Raw genomic sequence first — 20,825 nt, forward strand, 5'->3', positions numbered from 1 at the left:
CCGACAGCCTAGGAGCCGGTGCTCAGGCCGAGACCATCTGCCTCGACTTCACGTCGAACCAGCGCTTCTCGTAGCCGGGACCGGTGGCCAGGTCCTCGGGCGTGACCCCGGGGTCCGGGCTGCCCTGGGCGTCGACGCCCAGCAGCCCGGAGGTGACCGGGGTGCGCGGCGCGTCGCCCAGCTCGCCGGCGAAGTGGCAGGCCACCTTGTGGCGCGGACCGATCTGCAGCAGCGGCGGCTCGACCTTGGCGCAGATGTCCTGGGCCAGGTGGCAGCGGGTGCGGAAGCGGCAGCCCGACGGCGGGTTGATCGGGCTGGGCACGTCGCCCTCGAGCCGGATCCGCTCGCGGCGGCCCCCGATGGCCGCCTGCTTCACGTCGGGCACCGCCGAGAGCAGCGCCTGCGTGTACGGGTGGTGCGCGGAGCCGTAGATCGTCTCGCGGTCGGCGATCTCGACGATCTTGCCCAGGTACATCACCGCGACCTCGGGGCAGAAGTGCCGCACGATCGCCAGGTCGTGGGCGATGAACAGGAACGCGATGCCCATCTCGGCCTGCAGCTCCTGGAGCAGGTTGATCACCTGGGCCTGGATCGAGACGTCGAGCGCGGAGACCGGCTCGTCGGCCACCAGCAGCTTGGGGTTCAGCGTGAGCGCGCGGGCGATGCCGATGCGCTGGCGCTGCCCGCCGGAGAACTCGTTGGGGTAGCGGTTGTAGTGCTCCGGGTTGAGGCCCACGACCTCGAGGAGCTCCTTGACGCGGTCCTTGATCTTGTTCTGCGGCACCACCTTGTGCACCGACAGCGGCGCCCCGACGATCGACCCGACGGTGTGGCGCGGGTTCAGCGAGGTGTAGGGGTCCTGGAAGATCATCTGCACGTCGCGGCGCAGCGGCTTCATGGCGCGGTTCGACAGCTTCGCCAGGTCGACCCGGTCCTCGCCGAAGTGCATCGAGCCGCCCGTCGGCTCGTAGAGGCGGGTGATGAGTCGGCCGGTGGTCGACTTGCCGCAGCCCGACTCCCCCACCAGGCCCAGCGAGCCGCCCTTGGGCACCTCGAAGCTGATCCCGTCGACGGCCTGGACGTGGCCGATGGTGCGACGCACGACGCCCGAGGACTTCACCGGGAAGTACATCTTCAGGTCGTCGACCGAGAGCACGGCCGGCGCGTTCGGGTCCAGGCGGGTGGCGCCGTGGCCCTGGGCGGCGATCTCGGCGAAGCTCAGGTGCGAGACGTCGTCGGGCTTGGCCAGCTCGGGGGCGTGCTGGGACTCCGGGTTGTCCGGGTTGCGCTCCGGGTCGGTGTCCAGGTTGATGTTCGACATCACTTCTCCTCGAGCAGCTCAGGGGCGATGACGGGCAGGACCTCGCGCTCGAAGATCACCTCGGGGTCGCGCAGGTGGCAGCGCTTGAGGTGTCCGACGCCGCTGTTGCCCTGCTCGAAGGCGGGCATCGTGGTGGCGCACAGGTCGCCCTCGACCTTGTCGGAGTGCACGCAGCGGGGGTGGAAGGCGCACCCGGTCGGCGGGTTGAGCAGGCTCGGCGGGTTGCCGGGGATCGGGATCAGCTTGGAGTCGGTGTCACCCGTGACGTCGGGCACCGAGGAGAGCAGGCCCCAGGTGTAGGGCATCTGCGGCCGGGTCAGGATCTCCTTGCCCGGGCCGTACTCCACGCCGCGACCGGCGTACATGACCAGCACGTCGTCGGCCATCTCGGCGATCACGCCGAGGTCGTGGGTGATGATGATGACCGCGGAGTTGAACTCGCTCTGCAGGTCCTGGAGCAGGTCGAGGATCTGCGCCTGCACCGTCACGTCGAGCGCGGTGGTCGGCTCGTCGGCGATCAGCAGCGACGGGTCGTTGATCAGCCCCATCGCGATCATCGCGCGCTGGCGCATGCCGCCGGAGAACTGGTGGGGGAAGTCGTCGACGCGGCGGTCGGGCTGCGGGATGCCGACGCGGTCGAGCATCTCCACGGCCTTGCGGCGGGCCTCGCGCTTGGTGGCCTTGGGGTGGTGGACCAGGTAGGCCTCGGCGAGCTGGCCGCCGATCTTGTAGAAGGGGTGCAGCGCGGCCAGGGCGTCCTGGAAGATCATCGCGATCTGGCGCCCGCGCAGCTTGCGCAGCCCCGCCTCGTTGAGGCCCACGACCTCCTGGCCGTCGACGCGGATCGAGCCGGTGATGCGGGCGGTGCGGGCGTCGTGCAGGCCCAGGACGGCCATGGAGGAGACCGACTTGCCGGAGCCCGACTCCCCCACGATGCCGAGGGTCTTGCCCTGCTCCACGGAGTAGCTGAGGTCCTGCACGGCCGTGACCATGCCGTCCTCGGTCGGGAAGCGGACCGTGAGGTCCTCCACCACGAGGAACGGTTCGGTGGCGCTCACGAGAGCCTCACTCTCGGGTCGAGGACGGAGTAGACGAGGTCGACGATCAGGTTGGCCAGGATCAGCACGACGGCGCTGAAGAGCGCGGTGGCCGAGACGATCGGCAGGTCGCGCTGAATCACAGCACGCAGGCTCCACAGGCCGATGCCCTCGATGTCGAAGATGCGCTCGGTGAAGATCGTACCGGCCAGCAGGGTGCCGAAGTCGATGCCGAAGATCGTCACGATCGGCACCAGCGCGGCGCGCAGGCCGTGCTTGTAGACCACGGTGCGGGTGGGCAGCCCCTTGGCCTTGGCGGTGCGGATGTAGTCCTCGCTCAGCGCCTCGACCATCGCCCCGCGGGCGTAGCGGGTGTACTGGGTGCAGCCGAAGATGCCCAGGCAGATCCAGGCCAGCGCCAGCCCGCCGAACCACCCCGTTGGTGAGTCGGTGAACGGCACGTAGCCGGTGTTGCCGATGATCGGCACCTCCCACTTCAGGGAGAAGAACAGCCAGGTCAGCAGGGCGAAGAGGTAGTACGGCACCGAGCTGAGGAACAGGAAGCTGGAGACCAGCGCCTTGTCCTGCACGGTGCCGCGTCTTCGCGCGGCCGCCACCCCTAGTGGCACTCCGAGCAGGAGGTAGAGGGTCGCGCCGCCGATGGCCACGGAGAAGGTCGCCGGCAGGCGGTCCTTCATGTCCTCCCAGACGGGTTTGCCGTTCTTGTAGGAGAGCCCGAAGCAGGGCGCGTCGCAGCGGGTGGTCTGGGCGGCGACGGTGATGTCGCGCCCGACGAAGACGCCCTTGACGTAGTCGCCGTACTCGGCGTACCAGGCGTTGTTATAGCCCAGCTCCTCGGTGAAGCGGTCGAGGCGCTCGGCGTTGCAGCGGTTGGAGGTCTTGGTGTCGCACATGACCCGGGCGGGCTCGTTGGGCCCGTACCAGAAGAGCAGGAAGATCGACATCGACACCAGGAACAGCACCAGCACACCGGCCAGGAGCCGTTTGACGACGTAGGCGAACATCGAGGATCTCTCTTCCGTGGGGAGGTCGTGCGGGGCGACGGGGACCCCCGGGTCTCGGGGGTCCCCGCCACTGTCGTGCTATTGGTCGTGCACTAGCCGGTGGTGCGGTGAACCGAAGGGCTCACGTGGTGCTGATCGACGGGGTCGATCACTGCATCACGAAGAGGTCCTTGTAGTTCGGGGCACCGATCGAGCCGTCACCGGTCGGGTTGCCGATCTTGGAACCGAACGCGTAGAGGTCGTTGCGGAACGCGGTCGGGATGATCGGGAAGAACTCGGTCGACAGGTCCTCGTCGAGCTGGCCCCAGGCCTCGGCCTGCTCCTCGAGGTCCAGGGTCGGGATCTCGTCCATGCGGTCGTCCACCGACTGCTCGGAGAAGAAACCGGTGTTGTAGGTCGCGCCGGTGCGGGTCAGCGGCGGGACCATGGTTAGGCCCGAGGGCCAGTCCGAGCACCAGTTGACGCCACGCAGGTTCAGGCTCTGGTTGCGCTTGTCGTCCGGGTTGGTCCAGGTGGAGTACGGCGACTCCTGGGTGCCCTTCGCGTCGACCGTGAAGCCGGCCTGCTCGAAGCCCTCGGTGATGACCTTCTGCGTCGCGACGGACAGCGGGTCGGCCTCGTAGTAGATCATCGAGATCTCGGCCGGCGTGTCCGACTCGGCCAGGAGCTCCTTGGCCTTCTCCGGGTCGAAGGTGAACTGCTCACCGTCGACGAAGTAGTCGCTCTTGCCGGACATGCCCGGGGGCATGATCGAGTTGGCGGGCACGCGGGTCACGCCCGGCACCTCACCGCCGGCCTGCCACGCGTCCTCGTAGGGGTAGGCGTAGGCCACGGCCTTGCGCCAGTTCAGGTCCGTCGACTCGTAGTCGGGGTACAGGAAGCTGGTGCACTGCGAGGACTGCTGCACCAGGCGGTCGCCGAGGACGTCGGAGCCGTCGGTGTAGCTGCTCGAGCCGAGCTGGGTGGACAGCGCGGTCTGCGACTCGGTGTTGTCGCTGAGCATGATCTGGTCGGTCTGGTCGCCGTCGGCGTTGAACTTGAAGACCCACTTGTCGGCGTACTGGTGGCGCGCCGGGTCGGACTCGGGGTTCCACTGGTCGTTCTTGACCAGCACCAGCTCGTCGCCGGGGCGGAACGAGTCGACCTTGTAGGGGCCGTTCGACTTGATGTTCTGGCCGTAGGCCGGGGGCTGGCTCTCCTTGCCGAGCGGAGCCGGGCCCATCGCCATGAAGGCGCCCCAGTAGTCCATGTCGGGGAAGGTCTTGGCCATCTTGATGGTGACGGTCGAGGCGTCGTTGTCGAACTCGACACCCTCCCAGTCGGCGTTCTTGCTGGTGTAGGGGCCCTCGTACTCGCCCGCACCCAGGAAGTACTGCTGGGAGTACTCGGTGCCCGGACCCGACGGGAACTGCTCGGAGTCCATCGACCGGTTGATGCCCCAGGCGACCTCCTCCGCGGTGATCGGGGAGCCGTCCTCCCAGGTGGCGTCGTCGCGGATCTCGAAGGTCCACTCGGTGAAGTCCTCGTTGGGCTGACCGAGGTCGACGGCCAGGTCGGGGACCAGGATCATCTCGCCGGTGCTCGACTCGGGGTCACGCTTGTACTGCGTCAGCGAGCGGCTGGTCAGCGCCTGCTGGATCGAGTTGCCGGTGACCGACCAGCCGTTGGTGGGGTCGAGGTCGTCCGGGCCGGGGTCGCCGGGCAGGAAGACGGTGATGGTGCCACCAGCGGTGGCGCCCTCGATGTCCTCGGCCGGGCCCTGGGCCTCGGGGTCCTTGTCGATGGTCTCGGAGGCGTTGTCGAACTCGCGCTCACCCGCGTTGGTCTCGCCACCGTCGCCCGAGCCACCACACGCGGCGAGGGTCAACAGCGCAGCGCCGGCGACAACCGCCAGCGGCTTGGTCCGTCTCATTGTCCAGCCTTTCCTGTTACTTGGTCGTGGCGCGAGGAGGATTCGCACCACGTCGAGCCCCGTCAGCGACGGGTCTTCGGGTCGAGCGCGTCACGAACCGCGTCGCCCAAGAGGTTGAGTGCCAGCACGAGCGCCACGATGCCGAGCAGCGGCTGCCACAGGTAGAGGGAGTAGTCGTTGAAGAAGCTGGTCGCCTGCGTCAGCGTCTGGCCCCACGAGGGCCGGGAGGTGATGCCGATGCCGAGGAAGGCCAGGCCCGCCTCGGCGGAGACGAAGGCCGGCAGCATCAGCGAGGTGCTGACCACGATGGGGGCGGCGAGGTTGGGCATCAGCTCGCGTAGCAGCACCCGGTGGGTGGGCATGCCCAGCACGCGGGCGGCCTGGATGAACTCGCGCTCGCGCAGCGAGAGCACCTCGCCGCGGATCAGGCGGGCCAGGCCCATCCAGCCGAAGAAGGCCAGCACCAGCACCAGCTGGGTGACCTGGATGGTCACGTAGTTGGGATTGTCCTGGAAGCGCTCGCTGACGATGGGGGCGATGGTCAGCGCGGCCAGCAGGAACGGCAGCGTCAGGAAGAAGTCGGTGGCGAAGGAGATGATCTTGTCGACGACGCCGCCGAGGAAGCCGGCCAGCAGGCCCAGCGTGATGCCCACGATGGTGGCCACGATCGTGGCCAGGGTCGCGATCTGCAGGGAGTTGCGAGCGCCCTCGAGCCAGAAGGCCAGGTTGTCGGTCGCGGTGCGCGGCGCGATGCCGAACGGGTGCTCCATCGTGAACGCGCCGTAGGGCGGGCCGTACTCGGGACGCGGGACGCCGTCGAGGTCGAGGAACTGGCTGGGCAGCACCGTGTCGGTGTCGACACCGAAGAGCCGCTGCAGGGCTCCGGAGAACACCGCGATGAGCACGAAGAAGACCACGGTGGCCAGGCAGACGACAGCGATCTTGTCGCGCATCAGGCGACCCATCGCGATCCGCATCGGCGACTTGCCGGTGATCGACTTCGCCTTCTTGGTGCTCGGGTCCTTGCCCTGGGGCTCGTCGCTCATGTGACCCAGCGTCTCGGGTCCGGCGGTCTGTGCCGACGACATGCTCACCCCATCTGGTTGGTTCGCCGGGGGTCTCCCGGCGCGCGCTCCCTGCGCGCCGAAGGGGACTCTATGTGACACGTGACGCGTCGTCGGTCACTCGGGAGTAACGATCTGGTCTCGACCCCCGAGACGCCACGACCCCCCTGCGCCCGGGGCGCAGGGGGGTCGTCGACGACCGGTCGCGAGGGGCTCAGGCCGGGGCTGCCCCGTCACTCTCGTCCGCGTCGGTGTCCCCGGGCTCGGGCTCGGCGTCGACCCCGGCCTCGGCGCGCTGCTCCGGGGTGATCGGCGCGGGAGCGGCGGTCAGCGGGTCGAAGCCGCCGCCGGACTTGGGGAAGGCGATGACGTCGCGGATCGAGTCGGCGCCCGCGAGGATCGCGACGATGCGGTCCATGCCCACCGCGATGCCGCCGTGCGGGGGCGCGCCGTACTTGAACGCGTCGAGCAGGAAGCCGAACTTCTCGGCCGCCTCCTCCTCGCCGATGCCCATCACCGAGAAGACACGCTTCTGCACGTCCTCGCGGTGGATACGGATCGACCCGCCGCCCAGCTCGCTGCCGTTGCAGACGATGTCGTAGGCGTAGGCCAGCGCGGCACCCGGGTCGGACTCGAGGGAGTCCATGAACTCCGGCTGCGGGCTGGTGAAGGCGTGGTGGACCGCGGTCCACGCACCCGCGCCCACGGCGACGTCGCCGCTGGCGACCGCCTCGCTGGCCGGCTCGAAGAGCGGCGCGTCGACGACCCAGGTGAAGGCGAAGGCCGACTCGTCGATCAGGTCGCAGCGGCGACCGATCTCGAGGCGCGCCGCGCCGAGGAGTGCCCGGCTCGACTTGGTGGCACCGGCCGCGAAGAAGACGCAGTCGCCGGGCTGGGCGCCCACGTGGGCGGCCAGGCCGTCCTTCTCGGCGTCGGTCAGGTTCTTGGCGACCGGACCCCCGAGGGTGCCGTCCTCGCCGACCAGCACGTAGGCCAGGCCGCGTGCGCCGCGCTGCTTGGCCCACTCCTGCCAGGCGTCGAGCTGCTTGCGCGGCTGCGAGGCGCCGCCGGGCATGACCACGGCGCCGACGTACTCGGCCTGGAAGACCCGGAACGGGGTCTCGGCGAAGTAGTCGGTGCACTCGACCAGCTCCTGGCCCATGCGCAGGTCGGGCTTGTCGGAGCCGTAGCGCGCCATCGCGTCGGCGTAGGTCATCCGCGGGATCGGGCGCGGGATCTCGACGTCGATGAGCGCCCACATCGCCGAGAGGACGTCCTCCATCAGCGCGATCACGTCCTCCTGCTCGACGAAGGACATCTCGATGTCGAGCTGGGTGAACTCGGGCTGGCGGTCGGCGCGGAAGTCCTCGTCGCGGTAGCAGCGCGCGATCTGGTAGTAGCGCTCCATGCCGCCGACCATCAGCAGCTGCTTGAAGAGCTGCGGGCTCTGCGGCAGGGCGTACCAGCTGCCGGGGTGCAGGCGGGCCGGGACCAGGAAGTCGCGGGCGCCCTCGGGCGTGCTGCGAGTCAGGGTCGGGGTCTCGACCTCGACGAAGGCGTGGCGGTCCAGCACGTCGCGCGCGGCCTTGTTGACCTTGCTGCGCAGGCGCAGCGCGTGCGCGGGCCCCGAGCGGCGCAGGTCGAGGTAGCGGTGCTTGAGCCGCACCTCCTCCCCCACCTCGACGTGCTCGTCGATGGGGAACGGCAGCGGCGCGGCGGCGCTGAGCACCTCGAGGTCGGTGGTGACGACCTCGATCTCACCGGTGGGCAGGTTGGCGTTGGCGTTGCCCTCGGGGCGCAGGCCGACCTCACCGGTCACCTTGATGCAGTACTCGTTGCGCAGCTGGTGGGCCACGGCCTCGTCGCGCACGACCACCTGCACGACGCCGCTGGCCTCGCGCAGGTCGAGGAAGGCGACCCCGCCGTGATCGCGCCGCCGCGCCACCCACCCGGCGAGGGTGACGGTCTGGCCGACGTGCTCGGCGCGGAGGGCGCCGGCGTCATGGGTGCGGATCACTGCTTCTGCTCCTGATCTGTGCGGGAGACGACCTTCGGTCGGAGGTCGTCGGAGGGCGGGGCCCAGGTGGCCGGATCGGCGTCCACCTGCTCCCCCGTGCGGATGTCCTTGACCTGGTGGCCGGACTCGCCGGCGAACCAGACGAAGGGGATGCCGCGTCGCTCGGCGTAGCGGATCTGCTTGCCGAACTTCGCGGCGCTCGCCGCCACCTCGCAGGCGATGTCGCGCGAGCGCAGGGCCGCGGCGACCTCGTCGGCGTCGGGACGCGACTCCTCGTCGTTGAGCGCCACCAGCACCGCGCTGGGCACCGACCTGTCGGCCGTCGTGCCGGTGCGGGCCAGCAGGGTGACCACCACCCGGCTCAGGCCGAGTGAGATGCCGACGCCGGGGTAGGTGGTGCGGCCGTCGCTGGCCAGGGCGTCGTAGCGGCCACCCGAGCAGATCGAGCCCAGGGACTCGTGCCCGTCGAGCCGCGTCTCGAAGACGGTGCCGGTGTAGTAGTCGAGCCCGCGGGCGATCGACAGGTCCGCCTCGATGCGGACCCGGTCGTCGACCAGGCCGGCACAGCCCGCCACGAGCGCCTCGAGCTCGGTGAGCCCCTCGTCGAGGAGCGGGTGCTCCACGCCCAGGGCGCGGACGCGCTCGACGAACGAGGCGTCGGTGCTGCGGATCGCGGCCAGAGCCAGGACCTGCTCGGCCTGGTCGTCGGTGACCCCGGCCTCGTCCACGAGCATGGCGCGGACCCGGTCGACCGGCAGCTTGTCGAGCTTGTCGACCAGTCGCATCACCTCGTCGACGTCGTCGATGCCCGACCCCGCGTAGAAGCCCTGGATCAGCTTGCGGTTGTTGACCTGGAGCCGGAAGCCGGGCAGCAGCTCGAGACGCGACAGGGCGTCGAGCATCACCCGGGTGACCTCGATGTCGTGGTGGAAGGCCAGGGTGTCGCGCCCGACGATGTCGATGTCGGCCTGGGTGAACTCCCGGAACCGACCCTCCTGCGGCCGCTCGCCGCGCCACACCTTCTGGATCTGGTAGCGCCGGAACGGGAACTCCAGCCTGCCTGCGTTCTCGAGGACGTAGCGGGCGAAGGGGACGGTCAGGTCGAAGTGCAGCCCGAGGCCGGCGTGACCCTCGGGCGACTCCTCCTGCAGCCGGCGCAGCAGGTAGACCTCCTTGGAGGTGTCGCCCTTGCGCAGCAGCTGGTCGAGGGGCTCGACGGCGCGGGTCTCGATGCCTGCGAAGCCGTGCAGCTCGAAGGTGTGGCGCAGGGTGTCGATGACCTGCTGCTCGACGACGCGCTGCTCGGGCAGCAGCTCAGGGAACCCGCTCAGCGGGCGGATCTTGGCGCTCATGTGTCCTCAGAGGTCCTGCAGGTACGGGTTGGTCGCGCGCTCGCGACCGATGGAGGTCTGCTCGCCGTGGCCGGGCAGCACCACGATGTCGTCAGCCAGGGGCAGCACCTTCGAGGCCAGGCTGCGCAGCATCGTGGGGTGGTCGCCGCCGGGCAGGTCGGTGCGCCCGATGGAGCCGGCGAAGAGCAGGTCGCCCGAGAACATCACCTCGGAGACGTCCTGCGCGTCGTACGGCGTGCGGAAGGTGACCGACCCCTCGGTGTGGCCCGGCGCGTGGTCGACGACGAAGCGCAGCCCCGCCAGCTCGAGCACCTGGGTGTCGGAGAGCTCGCGGACGTCGTCGGGCTCGGCCCACTCGTAGGAGCCGCCCAGCAGCATCTGGGTGGTCTCGCGAGACATGCCGGCCATCGGGTCGGTGAGCAGGTGCCGGTCGGCGGGATGGATCCACGCCGTGGCGTCGTAGCTGCCGGCCACGGGGGCCACGCACCACATGTGGTCGACGTGGCCGTGGGTGACCAGCACCGAGACCGGCTTGAGCCGGTGCTCGCGCACCACCTCGGCGACGCCCTGGGCGGCGTCCTTGCCCGGGTCGACCACCACGCACTCGGAGCCCGGACCGGTGGCGACGACGTAGCAGTTGGTGCCCCAGGGACCTGCGGGGAAGCCGGCGATGAACACGGCGCCACACTATCGACCGGGGCGCCGGGAGCCGAACCAGGACCGCGCCACTAGCATGTGACCTCACATCTGCACCTGCCTCTCGCACCGGGGCACCGAGGACACAGGGAATCTTTGTGACGAGCCACCAGTGGGGACGCGTCGCCGACGACGGGACCGTCTACGTCCGCACCAGCGACGGCGAGCGGTCGGTGGGGTCCTACCCCGCCGGCACGCCCGAGGAGGCGCTCGCCTTCTTCACCGAGCGCTTCGCCGCGCTGGCCTTCGAGGTCGAGCTGCTCGAGAAGCGCGTGAACTCCGGGGTGATGTCGCCGGAGGAGGCCGCCGAGTCGGTGCGCACGGTGCGCGCCCAGGTCCACGAGGCCAACGCCGTGGGCGACCTCGCCGGACTCGAGGCCCGCCTCGACGCGCTGGCGCCGATCCTGGCGATCCAGCGCGACGCCCGGCGTGCGGAGAAGGAGAAGCGCAGCGCCGAGGCGCGTGCGGCCAAGGAGAAGCTGGTCGCCCAGGCCGAGAAGCTCGCCGAGAGCGACGACTGGCGCCACGGCGCCAACCGGCTGCGCGACCTGCTGGAGCAGTGGAAGGCCATCCCGCGCATCGACCGCGCCTCCGACGACGCGCTGTGGCGACGCTTCTCCACCGCCCGCACGAGCTACACCCGTCGCCGCAAGGCCCACTTCGCCCAGCTCAACGAGCAGCGCGAGGGCGCCAAGGCGGTCAAGGAGCGCCTGGCCGTCGAGGCCGAGGCCCTGGCCGACTCCACCGACTGGGGCCCGACCGCGGGCCGCTACCGCGACCTGATGCGCGACTGGAAGGCCGCCGGCCCGGCCCCCAAGGACATCGACGACAAGCTCTGGAAGCGCTTCCGCGGCGCCCAGGACCACTTCTTCGGTGCCCGCGACGCCGCCAACGCCGCCCTCGACGAGGAGTTCGCCGCCAACGCCGAGGTCAAGGACGCGCTGCTCGTCGAGGCGGAGGCGCTGCTGCCGGCGCTGGAGCAGAGCGGCGACATCGAGGCCGCCAAGCGCGCCTTCCGCGACATCGCCGACCGCTGGGACGCCGCCGGCAAGGTGCCCCGCTCGCGGATGAAGGAGCTCGAGGCCCGCATCCGCAAGGTCGAGCAGACCATCCGCGGCCACGAGGACGAGCAGTGGCGCCGCTCCGACCCCGAGAAGTCCGCCCGCGCCGACGACATGGTCGCCAAGCTGCAGGCGGCCATCGACGAGGTCGAGACGAACCTCGAGAAGGCCCGCGCCGCCGGCAACCAGAAGAAGGTCGCCGAGCTCGAGGAGAACCTCGCCTCCCGCCATGCCTTCCTCGAGATGGCCCGCCGCGCCTCGGCCGAGTACGGCGGCTGACCCTCCTCGCTCTGCCGTCGGCCGACCGCGCCAACGCCGTGGGTCGAGCAGCGAGGGCCGAAGGCTCGAGCGACGCCGAGACCCCGCGACCACCCGGCGTACGGCGAGCGGATCACTCACCCGGTCTCGGCGACGCTCCTCGCTGGCGCTCGTCACTGCTCGACCAACGACCGGGCCGCAGTGGTCACGAACGACGAGCACTGAGCCCCCGCCAGCGTCGTCTGTGACCACTCCACGCCGCGACCACCCGTTGGGCGAGCAGCGAGGGCCGAAGGCTCGAGCGACGCCGAGACCCCGCGACCACCCGGCGTACGGCGAGCGCGTCGCTCACCCGGTCTCGGCGACGCTCCTCGCTGGCGCTCGTCACTGCTCGGGGAGCGGCTACTGGGTGACGCGGTAGGCGTCGAAGACGCCGGGCACGCCGCGCACGGCGCGCAGCACGGTGTCGAGGTGCTTGGTCTCGGCCATCTCGAAGGTGAAGCGGCTCTTGGCGACACGGTCGCGGCTGGTGGCCAGCTGGGCGGAGAGGATGTTCACGTGGGCGTCGGAGAGCGCCATGGTGATGTCGGAGAGCAGGCGTGCGCGGTCGAGGGCCTCGACCTGGATGTTGACCAGGAACGTCGAGGTCGTGGTCGGGGCCCACTCGACGTCGAGGAGCTTCTCGGGCTGGGTCTGCAGGGATGAGGCGTTGGTGCAGTCCTGGCGGTGCACCGAGACCCCGCCGCCCTTGGTGACGAAGCCGAGGATCGGGTCGGGCGGCACGGGGGTGCAGCACTTGGCCAGCTTGACCCACAGGTCGGAGGCCCCCTTGACGACCACGCCGGCGTCGCCGCTGCCCGACGTACGCCGGTGGGCTCGTCGCCCGGTGATCGTGACCGCCTCGGCGAGGTCCTCCTCGGCGCCCTGCGCGCCGCCGTGCAGCTCGAGCACCTGCTTGACCACGGCCTGGGCGGAGAGGTTGTTCTCCCCCACCGCCGCGTAGAGCGCGGTGACGTCGGCGATCTTGAAGTGCTCGGCGGCCAGCGTCAGCGACTCGTGCGAGAGCAGCCGCTTGAGGGGCAGGCCCTCCTTGCGCATCAGCTTGGCGATCTGGTCCTTGCCCTGCTCGATCGCCTCCTCGCGCCGCTCCTTGGTGAACCACTGGCGGATCTTGTTGCGCGCGCGGGGCGACTTCACGAAGCCCAGCCAGTCGCGCGAGGGGCCGGCGTTGACGGACTTGGAGGTGAAGACCTCGATCACGTCGCCGTTCTCGAGCTTCGACTCCAGCGGCACCAGGCGACCGTTGACGCGTGCGCCGATGGTGTGGTGACCGACCTCGGTGTGCACGGCGTAGGCGAAGTCGACCGGGGTGGAGCCCGCCGGCAGCGCGATCACGTCGCCGCGCGGGGTGAAGACGTAGGTCTCGGCCCGGTTGATCTCGAAGCGCAGCGACTCCAGGAACTCGCCCGGATCCTCGACCTCGCTCTGCCAGTCGAGCAGCTGGCGCACCCACGACATGTCGCCGGCCCCGGCGGCCTGGTCGGCGCGCCGGTCGGTGTCGACGCCGGCGCGGCCGTCCTCCTTGTACTTCCAGTGCGCGGCGACGCCGTACTCGGCGCGCCGGTGCTGGGCGAAGGTGCGGATCTGCATCTCGACCGGCTTGCCCTGCGGGCCCATCACGGTGGTGTGCAGCGACTGGTACATGTTGAACTTCGGCATCGCGACGTAGTCCTTGAACCGCCCCAGCACCGGGTTCCAGCGCGAGTGCAGGATGCCCAGCACCGCGTAGCAGTCGCGGTCCTCCTCGACGAGCACGCGGATGCCGACCAGGTCGTAGATGTCGGAGAACTCGCGTCCGCCCACGATCATCTTCTGGTAGATCGAGTAGTAGTGCTTGGGCCGGCCGGTGACCTTGGCCTTGATCCGGGCCTCGCGCAGGTCCTCCTCGACCTGGCTGATCACCTGCGCCATGAACTGCTCGCGCGAGGGTGCGCGCTCGGCGACCATCCGCACGATCTCGTCGTAGATCTTGGGGTGCAGGGTCGCGAAGGCGAGGTCCTCGAGCTCCCACTTGATGGTGTTCATGCCCAGCCGGTGGGCCAGCGGGGCGTAGATGTCGAGGGTCTCGCGAGCCGTGCGCTCCTGGCTCTTCTGCGGCACGAAGCGCAGCGTGCGCATGTTGTGCAGGCGGTCGGCCAGCTTGATGACCAGCACCCGGATGTCGCGCGACATCGCCACGATCATCTTGCGGATCGTCTCGGCCTGCGCCGAGTCGCCGTAGACGACCTTGTCGAGCTTGGTCACGCCGTCGACCAGCAGCGCCACCTCCTCGCCGAAGTCGGTCGTCAGCTCCTCGAGCGTGTAGGAGGTGTCCTCGACGGTGTCGTGCAGGAGGGCGGCGGCCAGCGTCGGCTCGGTCATGCCGATGCCGGCCAGGATCGTGGTCACCGCGAGCGGGTGGGTGATGTAGGGGTCGCCGCTCTTGCGCATCTGGGTGCCGTGCAGCCGCTCGGCGGTGGTGTACGCCCGCTCCAGCAGGGCCAGGTCGGCCTTGGGGTGGTTGGCGCGCACCGCGCGGAAGAGCGGGTCGAGGACCGGGTTGGCCGTCGGGCTGCGGTGACCCATCCGGGCCAGTCGCGCGCGCATGCTCCGGGCCGAGGCCGGGACCACGTCGTGGACGCGCTCCGGCCCCGCCTCGGGGGTCGGGGCGGGTCGGTCCTGGCTCACGGCGACCAGTCTAGGGCGCGTCGAGGGAGGGCTCGGCGCCGACGCTCATCAAGGTGGTGACCGCGACGTCGCCCAGGGCCTCGCGCCAGGGCAGGAACGCCAGGTCCATCAGCACGGCGACGCCGACCACCTCGGCGCCGCAGCGCTCGACCAGGTCGACGGTGGCGCGGGCGGTGCCGCCGGTGGCCAGGACGTCGTCGACCAGCAGCACCCGGCTGCCGGCGCCGACCGCGTCGGTGTGCATCTCCAGGGTCGCCGAGCCGTACTCGAGGTCGTAGGAGACAGCGTGGGTCTCGCGCGGCAGCTTGCCGGCCTTGCGCACGGGCACGAACCCGGCGCCCAGGGCGAGCGCCACGGGGGCGCCGAGGATGAACCCGCGGGCCTCCATGCCCACGACGACGTCGACGACCGGGCGGCCGGCCTCGTCACGACCGGCGTGCGCGAGCCCCGCCACCACCGCCGCGAGGCCGGTGTGGTCGGCCAGCAGCGGGGTGATGTCCTTGAACACGACCCCCGGCTCGGGGTAGTCGGGCACGTCGCGGACCAGCCGGGCGAGCGCCTCGCGGGCGCCGGCGAGGCTCACTTCTTGCCCCGCTTCGAACGGGTCTGGCGACTGGGCTGCTGACGCCCGGAGGCGCCGCTGGGGCGGACCTCGCCGCGGGCCGTCGGTAGCGTGCGGCCGCGGCCCATCGGCTCCTGCGCGCGGGGCGGGGCGGTGCGCGGCGGGGTCTGGCGCGGCTCGCCGGCCAGGGTGGTCGGCACCGGCGCGCCGGCGCGGGTCCCCGGCTCGTCGGCGGGCGGCAGGTCGTCGCGGTAGCCGGGCACCGCGGCGTAGCGGTCGCCCTGGCGGGCGCGTGCCTTGGCGCGGCGCTCGGCCATCACGACCTCGGTCTCCCCCGACTTCAGGTCCACCAGCACCGGGGTGGCGATGAAGACCGAGGAGTAGGTGCCGGCCGCCATGCCGACGAAGAGCGCCAGGGCCAGATCCTGCAGCGAGCTCGCGCCGAGCTGGACGGCGCCGACGTAGAGGATCGCGCCGACCGGCAGCAGCGCGACCAGCGAGGTGTTGATGGAGCGCACCAGCGTCTGGTTGACCGCCAGGTTGGCCGCGCGCGCGTACGTCGTACCGCCACGGCCGAGGCCGGCGGTGTTCTCGCGCACCTTGTCGAAGACCACGACCGTGTCGTAGAGCGAGAAGGCCAGGATCGTCAGCAGGCCGGTGACGGTGGCGGGGGTGACCTCGAAGCCGGACCAGGCGTAGACGCCCACGGTGATGACCACGTCGTGGGCCAGGGCGACCAGGGCCGCCACCGACATCTTCCACTCGCGGAAGTAGGCCCAGATGAAGAGCACCACGAAGAACAGGAAGACGGCCAGGCCGATCAGCGAGGAGCGGGCCACGTCGGCGCCCCAGCTGGCTCCGATGTCCTCCTGGGACAGGTCGGCGGCCGGGTCGACCCCGGTGGCCTCGACGATGACCTGGGCCACCGTCGTGCTCTCCTCCTGCGAGAGCTGGCCGGTCTGCACCAGCAGCGCGTCGTCGCCCAGGGTGCTGACCACGGGCGAGGCCGCGCCCTCGACGCCGCTGTCGGCGACGACCTCGCGCAGCTCGTCGGCGTTCTGCTGGGTCGCCTCGGCACCGACGCTGACGCGGTACTGCGTGCCGCCGGTGAACTCGATGCCCAGGTCGAGGCCGCGCACGCTGATGCCGAGGACCGCGACGGCCACCAGCACCGCGGAGATGGCGTACCAGACCCACTTGCGACCGACGAAGTCGACCGAGCGCTCGCCGGTGTAGAGGGCGTTGCCGAGTCGTGAGTACCGGCCCATCAGGCGGTCCCTCCTGCCGGGGCGCGGTCGACGCCGAGCGTCTCGGCGTTGAGGCCCGAGAGCTTGTGACCGCTGTGGAAGAACGGGAAGCGGGCCAGCCACGAGACGGCCGGCTTGGTGAAGAAGAAGAAGACCACCAGGTCGATGATCGTGGTCAGGCCCAGCGCGAATGCGAAGCCCTTCACGACACCGGCGGCGAAGATGTAGAGGATCACCGCCGCCAGGATCGAGACGGCGTCGGCCGCGACCGCGGTGTTGCGGGCCCGCTTCCAGCCCGACTCGACCGCGACACGCATCGACTTGCCGTCGCGCATCTCGTCGCGGATCCGCTCGAAGAGCACGATGAACGAGTCGGCGGTGATGCCGACGGCCACGATCAGGCCGGCGATGCCGGGCAGGGTCAGCGTGAAGCCCGCCGTCTCGCTGAGCAGCAGGACCATGCCGTAGGTGACGGCGCCGGCCACCACCAGCGAGGCGATCACCACGGTGCCGAGCCCCCGGTAGTAGAGCAGGCAGTAGAGCATCACGACGCCCAGGCCGATGCCGCCGGCCAGCAGGCCGGCGGAGAGCTGGTCACCGGCCAGCGTCGGGCCCACGACCTGGGTCAGCGGGTCGTCCTCGAAGGCGATCGGCAGCGCGCCGAACTTCAGGCTGGTGGCCAGGCTGCCGGCGGTCTCCTCGTTGAAGTCGCCGCTGATCTGCGCGTTGCCGTCGACGATCACACCTTTCATGGTCGGCGCGGAGAGGACCTCGCCGTCGAGCACGATGGCGAACTGCTTCTCGGTGCCGAACAGGGAGCGCGAGATGTCCGCGAAGGTGTTGGTGCCACCACCGTCGAAGGACAGCTGCACCACGTAGCCGATCTCGCCCTGAGGGATCGCGGCCGAGGCGTCGGAGAGCTCGGTGCCCTCGATCATCGCCGGCGAGAGCAGGTAGGCCACGCCGTCCTCGTCGCAGGTCACCAGCGGGGCGTCGGGGTCGTCGGTCATCGGCGTGGCCGGGCCGTCGGCGGGGCACTGGTACTGGCTGAAGGCGGCCACGCACTCCGACGTCGGCTGGTCGATCCACGCCAGCGGGTCGTCGGTCAGCGGGTCGTCGGCGGCCGCGGTGACGCACTGCGCGTAGACGTCGCCGCCCTTGCCGCCGTTGCCGTTGCCGTTGCCGCCGTTGCCCTGCTGGGTGGGCTCCTCGATCGGCTCGTCGGTGGGCTGCTCGCCCTCGCCGCCGGCCTTGACGCCGAAGCCGACCGTGGGCCGGTTGTTGCCCTGCTGCTGCTCGGACTGCCCGGGCTGCTCGCCCTGCTCGCCCTGCTGGTCGGAGCCGCCCGAACCGTTCGTGGACGGCGCCTGCGGGATGATGTCGTCGGGCAGCCCGGTGGTGCTCTGGCAGCGCCCGTCGACCTGCGAGCAGGCCACCAGGCGGAAGCGCAGCTGGGCGGTGCGCTGCACGGTGTCGAGCAGGTCGCGCCGGTTCTCGCCGGGCACCTCCACGACGATGTCCTGACCGCCCTGGGTGGTCACCTCGGCCTCGGCGACGCCCGATCCGTTGACGCGGTCGTCGATGATCTTGCGGGCCTCCTCGAGCGACTCCTCGCTCGGGTCGCCCTCGGCGCGCAGGGTGATGCTGGTGCCGCCCTGCAGGTCGAGGCCCAGCTGGGGCGTCCAGCTGCCGGCCAGGGCCACCAGCCCGAAGAGGACGGCGGTGGAGACGAAGAAGGCGACCAGGGTCCGGCCGGGGCCGGAGGTGCGTCGGGCCACCTCAGAGCTCCTCGGGGCCGGCGGGCTCGTCGCGGGCGTCGTCACGCGCGACGATCCGGCCGACGGCACCGCGCGCGACGCGCAGCACCACCCCGGGGGCGACCTCGAGCTCGAAGGTGTCCTCGGCGAGCCCGCGCACGGTGCCCTGGATGCCGGAGGTGAGCATCACCTCGTCACCGACGGCGATGGACTGCTGCATCGAGACGAGCTCGCGGTTGCGCCGGGACTGCGGACGGATGATCAGCAGCCAGAACACGAACGCGATGCCCAGCAGGGGCAGGAAGGGGGCGATGGCCTCCACGAAGGACCTCTCCACGTACGACGACAGGGGGTGACCGCCGGGAGCTGGCCCGGGGACGGCCGCGCGAAAGTGTAGCCGCGCCCCTGTGACCCACGGCATCGCCGCGGCGCGCGGGGCCGACTCAGTCGGGCTCGACCCCGAACAGCGTCTCCTCGCCGCCCGCCGGAGGCGTGAGCCCCAGGTGCGACCAGGCCGCCGCGGTGGCGACCCGTCCCCGCGGGGTGCGGGCCAGGAAGCCGATGCGCACCAGGAACGGCTCGGCGACCTCCTCGACCGTCTCGCGCTCCTCCCCCACGGCGACCGCGAGGGTCGAGACACCGACGGGCCCGCCGCCGAAGCGACGGCACAGCACGTCGATGACGCCGCGGTCGAGCCGGTCGAGCCCCAGCGCGTCGACCTCGTAGAGGTCGAGCGCGGCCTCGGCGACCTCGAGGGTGACCACCCCGCCGGCGCGCACCTGCGCGAAGTCGCGCACCCGGCGCAGCAGCCGGTTGGCGATGCGCGGGGTCCCGCGCGAGCGCGAGGCGATCTGGGCCGAGCCCTCGCTGGTCAGGTCGACGCCGAGCAGCCCGGCCGAGCGGTGCACGATCGTGTCGAGGTCGCGGGGCTCGTAGAACTCCAGCTGGGCGGTGAAGCCGAAGCGGTCGCGCAGCGGACCGGGGAGCAGCCCGGCACGGGTGGTGGCGCCGACCAGGGTGAACGGCGGGATCTCGAGCGGGATGGCGGTGGCGCCGGGGCCCTTGCCGATGACGACGTCGACCCGGAAGTCCTCCATCGCCATGTAGAGCATCTCCTCGGCCGGCCGCGACATCCGGTGGATCTCGTCGATGAAGAGCACGTCGCCCTCGTTGAGACCCGACAGGATCGCCGCGAGGTCGCCGGCGTGGGTGATGGCCGGGCCGCTGGTCAGGCGCAGCGGCACGCTCATCTCGTGGGCGATGATCATCGCCAGCGTGGTCTTGCCCAGACCGGGAGGGCCCGAGAGCAGCACGTGGTCGGGGGCCCGCTCGCGCATCCGGGCGGCCTCGAGGACCAGCCCGAGCTGGTCGCGCACCCGCTGCTGGCCCACGACCTCGTCGAGGGTGCGCGGGCGCAGGGCGGCCTCGACGGCGCGCTCGTCGCCGTCGGCCTCGGCCACGGTCAGCGAGCGCAGGTGGCTCTCCTCGGCGGCGGCGTACTCGTCGTGGGGGTCGTCGTGCACGGGTGATCAGGCCTTCGAGAGCATGCGCAGGGCCGAGCGCAGCAGGGTCGCGACGTCGGGGCTCGCCGCGGCCTGCGGCGCCACCTCGTCGACCGCCCGGTCGGCGTCCTTGGCCGACCAGCCGAGCCCGACGAGTCCCTGGTGCACCTGGTCGCGCCAGGGCTCCGCGCTGGCGGCCGGGGCGGCGACCCCGCGCCCGCCGACGGGAGCGCCGAGGCGGTCCTTGAGCTCGAGGATGATCCGCTGGGCGCCCTTCTGGCCGATGCCCGGCACCCGGGTCAGGGTCTTGACGTCCTCTGCCCCCACCGCGCGGCGCAGGTCGTCGGGCGCCAGGACGGCGAGCATCGCCTGGGCGAGCTTGGGGCCGACCCCCGAGGCCGTCTGCAGCAGCTCGAAGCAGGCCTTCTCGTCGTCGTCGAGGAAACCGAAGAGGGTCAGCGACTCCTCCCGCACCACCATCGAGGTGGGCAGCGTGGCCTGCTGGCCGGTGCCGATCTTGGGCGAGAGCGTGGCCAGGGTGCCGGGGGTGCACATCAGCTCGAGGCCGACGCCGCCCACCTCCAGCACCGCGCTGTTGAGCGTCACCGCGGCCACCGGGCCTCGGACGTAGGCGATCACGGGGTCCTCCTGGGAAGCGTGCGGGTGGGGACGGCGCGGCTGGGGACGGCGCGGGTCTGGCGGGCCACGGCCTGCTCGAGGCGCGCCTGCGCTCCCCCGCGCCAGATGTGGGTGATGGCCAGCGCGAGCGCGTCGGCGGCGTCGGCGGGCTTGGGCGGTGCGTCGAGGCGCAGGATGCGCGTCACCATCGCGCCGACCTGCTGCTTGGTGGCCCGGCCGCTGCCGGAGACGGCCGCCTTGACCTCGCTCGGGGTGTGCAGCGCGATCGGCAGGCCCAGCCGGGCGGCCACCACCATGGCGATGCCGCTGGCCTGGGCGGTGCCCATGACGGTGGAGACGTCGGAGCGGGCGAAGACCCGCTCGACCGCGACCGCGTCGGGACGGTGCTCCTCGATCCAGGCCTCGACGCCCTTCTCGATGGTCACCAGCCGTTGGGCGACCGGCAGGTCGCTGCTGGTGCGCAGCACGTTGACGTCGACCAGGCTCAGCGGACGCCCGACCGAGCCGTCGACCACGCCCATCCCGCAGCGGGTCAGCCCGGGGTCGATCCCCAGCACGCGCATCGGACCACCTTCCCGTCGAACGTCTGTTCGCACGTGCCGACGGTACGCGACCACCCGGTCCGCGCGTCGTACGACACGCGGCGGG

The 20,825-nt window shown here is 71.1% G+C and carries 17 protein-coding genes; 1 reads left to right on the forward strand and 16 read right to left on the reverse strand.

The window, feature by feature from the left end; genetic code table 11:
• Nucleotides 1-22 precede the first annotated feature (22 nt).
• The 8 genes from JOE61_RS01570 to JOE61_RS01605 all read right to left on the reverse strand — a co-directional run bounded on the left by JOE61_RS01570 (nucleotide 23) and on the right by JOE61_RS01605 (nucleotide 10,406).
• The gene (locus JOE61_RS01570; RefSeq protein WP_193669414.1) at nucleotides 23-1,132 is read right to left on the reverse strand and encodes an ABC transporter ATP-binding protein; all 1,110 of its coding nucleotides are present in this window, start codon (nucleotides 1,130-1,132) and stop codon (nucleotides 23-25) included.
• 188 nt (nucleotides 1,133-1,320) lie between these two features.
• Nucleotides 1,321-2,379, reverse strand: coding sequence for an ABC transporter ATP-binding protein (locus JOE61_RS01575; RefSeq protein WP_307822751.1), 1,059 nt, complete (start codon nucleotides 2,377-2,379; stop codon nucleotides 1,321-1,323).
• On the reverse strand, nucleotides 2,376-3,383 hold the full coding sequence (locus tag JOE61_RS01580; protein ID WP_193669361.1) for an ABC transporter permease: 1,008 nt from the start codon (nucleotides 3,381-3,383) through the stop codon (nucleotides 2,376-2,378). The genes JOE61_RS01575 and JOE61_RS01580 overlap by 4 nt, the downstream gene beginning before the upstream one ends.
• A gap of 148 nt (nucleotides 3,384-3,531) precedes the next feature.
• Entirely contained in the window at nucleotides 3,532-5,295 is a 1,764-nt protein-coding gene (locus tag JOE61_RS01585; RefSeq protein ID WP_193669360.1) for an ABC transporter substrate-binding protein, read from the reverse strand.
• Between the two features lie 62 nt (nucleotides 5,296-5,357).
• Complete coding sequence (locus tag JOE61_RS01590) at nucleotides 5,358-6,341, reverse strand: ABC transporter permease (protein WP_193669359.1); 984 nt, start codon at nucleotides 6,339-6,341, stop codon at nucleotides 5,358-5,360.
• A gap of 232 nt (nucleotides 6,342-6,573) precedes the next feature.
• Nucleotides 6,574-8,376, reverse strand: coding sequence for an aspartate--tRNA ligase (gene aspS / locus JOE61_RS01595; RefSeq protein ID WP_193669358.1), 1,803 nt, complete (start codon nucleotides 8,374-8,376; stop codon nucleotides 6,574-6,576).
• Nucleotides 8,373-9,728 (reverse strand): histidine--tRNA ligase, encoded by a 1,356-nt coding sequence (hisS, locus tag JOE61_RS01600; RefSeq protein ID WP_193669357.1) that lies wholly within the window; start codon nucleotides 9,726-9,728, stop codon nucleotides 8,373-8,375. Before hisS ends, aspS begins: the two co-directional genes overlap by 4 nt.
• A gap of 6 nt (nucleotides 9,729-9,734) precedes the next feature.
• Nucleotides 9,735-10,406 carry an MBL fold metallo-hydrolase gene (locus tag JOE61_RS01605; protein WP_193669356.1) on the reverse strand — a complete coding sequence of 224 codons (672 nt, stop codon included), beginning with the start codon at nucleotides 10,404-10,406 and terminating at the stop codon, nucleotides 9,735-9,737.
• 116 nt (nucleotides 10,407-10,522) lie between these two features.
• Between JOE61_RS01605 and JOE61_RS01610 the strand changes: the two genes are divergently transcribed.
• Nucleotides 10,523-11,764, forward strand: coding sequence for a DUF349 domain-containing protein (locus JOE61_RS01610; protein ID WP_193669355.1), 1,242 nt, complete (start codon nucleotides 10,523-10,525; stop codon nucleotides 11,762-11,764).
• Between the two features lie 381 nt (nucleotides 11,765-12,145).
• Here the strand turns inward: JOE61_RS01610 and JOE61_RS01615 are convergent, their stop codons facing one another.
• The 8 genes from JOE61_RS01615 to ruvC all read right to left on the reverse strand — a co-directional run bounded on the left by JOE61_RS01615 (nucleotide 12,146) and on the right by ruvC (nucleotide 20,731).
• Nucleotides 12,146-14,389, reverse strand: a complete 2,244-nt coding sequence (locus JOE61_RS01615) for a RelA/SpoT family protein (protein WP_193669410.1) — start codon at nucleotides 14,387-14,389, stop codon at nucleotides 12,146-12,148.
• A gap of 91 nt (nucleotides 14,390-14,480) precedes the next feature.
• The gene (locus tag JOE61_RS01620; RefSeq protein ID WP_193669354.1) at nucleotides 14,481-15,053 is read right to left on the reverse strand and encodes an adenine phosphoribosyltransferase; all 573 of its coding nucleotides are present in this window, start codon (nucleotides 15,051-15,053) and stop codon (nucleotides 14,481-14,483) included.
• A complete protein-coding gene (gene secF / locus JOE61_RS01625) occupies nucleotides 15,050-16,300 on the reverse strand; it encodes a protein translocase subunit SecF (RefSeq protein WP_193669353.1) in 1,251 nt (416 codons plus the stop codon). Before secF ends, JOE61_RS01620 begins: the two co-directional genes overlap by 4 nt.
• Nucleotides 16,300-18,057, reverse strand: coding sequence for a protein translocase subunit SecD (secD, locus tag JOE61_RS01630; RefSeq protein ID WP_307822752.1), 1,758 nt, complete (start codon nucleotides 18,055-18,057; stop codon nucleotides 16,300-16,302). Before secD ends, secF begins: the two co-directional genes overlap by 1 nt.
• Before the next feature lies 1 nt (nucleotide 18,058).
• Complete coding sequence (gene yajC / locus JOE61_RS01635) at nucleotides 18,059-18,358, reverse strand: preprotein translocase subunit YajC (RefSeq protein WP_307822753.1); 300 nt, start codon at nucleotides 18,356-18,358, stop codon at nucleotides 18,059-18,061.
• A 121-nt stretch (nucleotides 18,359-18,479) separates the two neighbouring features.
• Complete coding sequence (gene ruvB, locus JOE61_RS01640) at nucleotides 18,480-19,511, reverse strand: Holliday junction branch migration DNA helicase RuvB (protein WP_227491862.1); 1,032 nt, start codon at nucleotides 19,509-19,511, stop codon at nucleotides 18,480-18,482.
• A gap of 54 nt (nucleotides 19,512-19,565) precedes the next feature.
• Nucleotides 19,566-20,177, reverse strand: a complete 612-nt coding sequence (ruvA, locus tag JOE61_RS01645; protein ID WP_193669351.1) for a Holliday junction branch migration protein RuvA — start codon at nucleotides 20,175-20,177, stop codon at nucleotides 19,566-19,568.
• A complete protein-coding gene (ruvC, locus tag JOE61_RS01650) occupies nucleotides 20,174-20,731 on the reverse strand; it encodes a crossover junction endodeoxyribonuclease RuvC (protein WP_227491860.1) in 558 nt (185 codons plus the stop codon). The genes ruvA and ruvC overlap by 4 nt, the downstream gene beginning before the upstream one ends.
• Nucleotides 20,732-20,825: the final 94 nt, after the last annotated feature.

Source organism: Nocardioides salarius (assembly GCF_016907435.1).
In the GTDB taxonomy this organism is placed as follows: Bacteria; Actinomycetota; Actinomycetes; order Propionibacteriales; family Nocardioidaceae; genus Nocardioides; species Nocardioides salarius.

What these genes read in the sequence shown, in the direction of transcription:
- JOE61_RS01590 (WP_193669359.1), bottom strand. Translation starts at nt 6,341, where the DNA reads ATGAGCGACGAGCCCCAGGGCAAGGACCCGAGCACCAAGAAGGCGAAG.
- JOE61_RS01585 (WP_193669360.1), bottom strand. Translation starts at nt 5,295, where the DNA reads ATGAGACGGACCAAGCCGCTGGCGGTTGTCGCCGGCGCTGCGCTGTTG.
- hisS (WP_193669357.1), bottom strand. Translation starts at nt 9,728, where the DNA reads ATGAGCGCCAAGATCCGCCCGCTGAGCGGGTTCCCTGAGCTGCTGCCC.
- JOE61_RS01615 (WP_193669410.1), bottom strand. Translation starts at nt 14,389, where the DNA reads ATGCGCGCGCGACTGGCCCGGATGGGTCACCGCAGCCCGACGGCCAAC.
- secF (WP_193669353.1), bottom strand. Translation starts at nt 16,300, where the DNA reads ATGGGCCGGTACTCACGACTCGGCAACGCCCTCTACACCGGCGAGCGC.
- JOE61_RS01580 (WP_193669361.1), bottom strand. Translation starts at nt 3,383, where the DNA reads ATGTTCGCCTACGTCGTCAAACGGCTCCTGGCCGGTGTGCTGGTGCTG.
- JOE61_RS01570 (WP_193669414.1), bottom strand. Translation starts at nt 1,132, where the DNA reads ATGTACTTCCCGGTGAAGTCCTCGGGCGTCGTGCGTCGCACCATCGGC.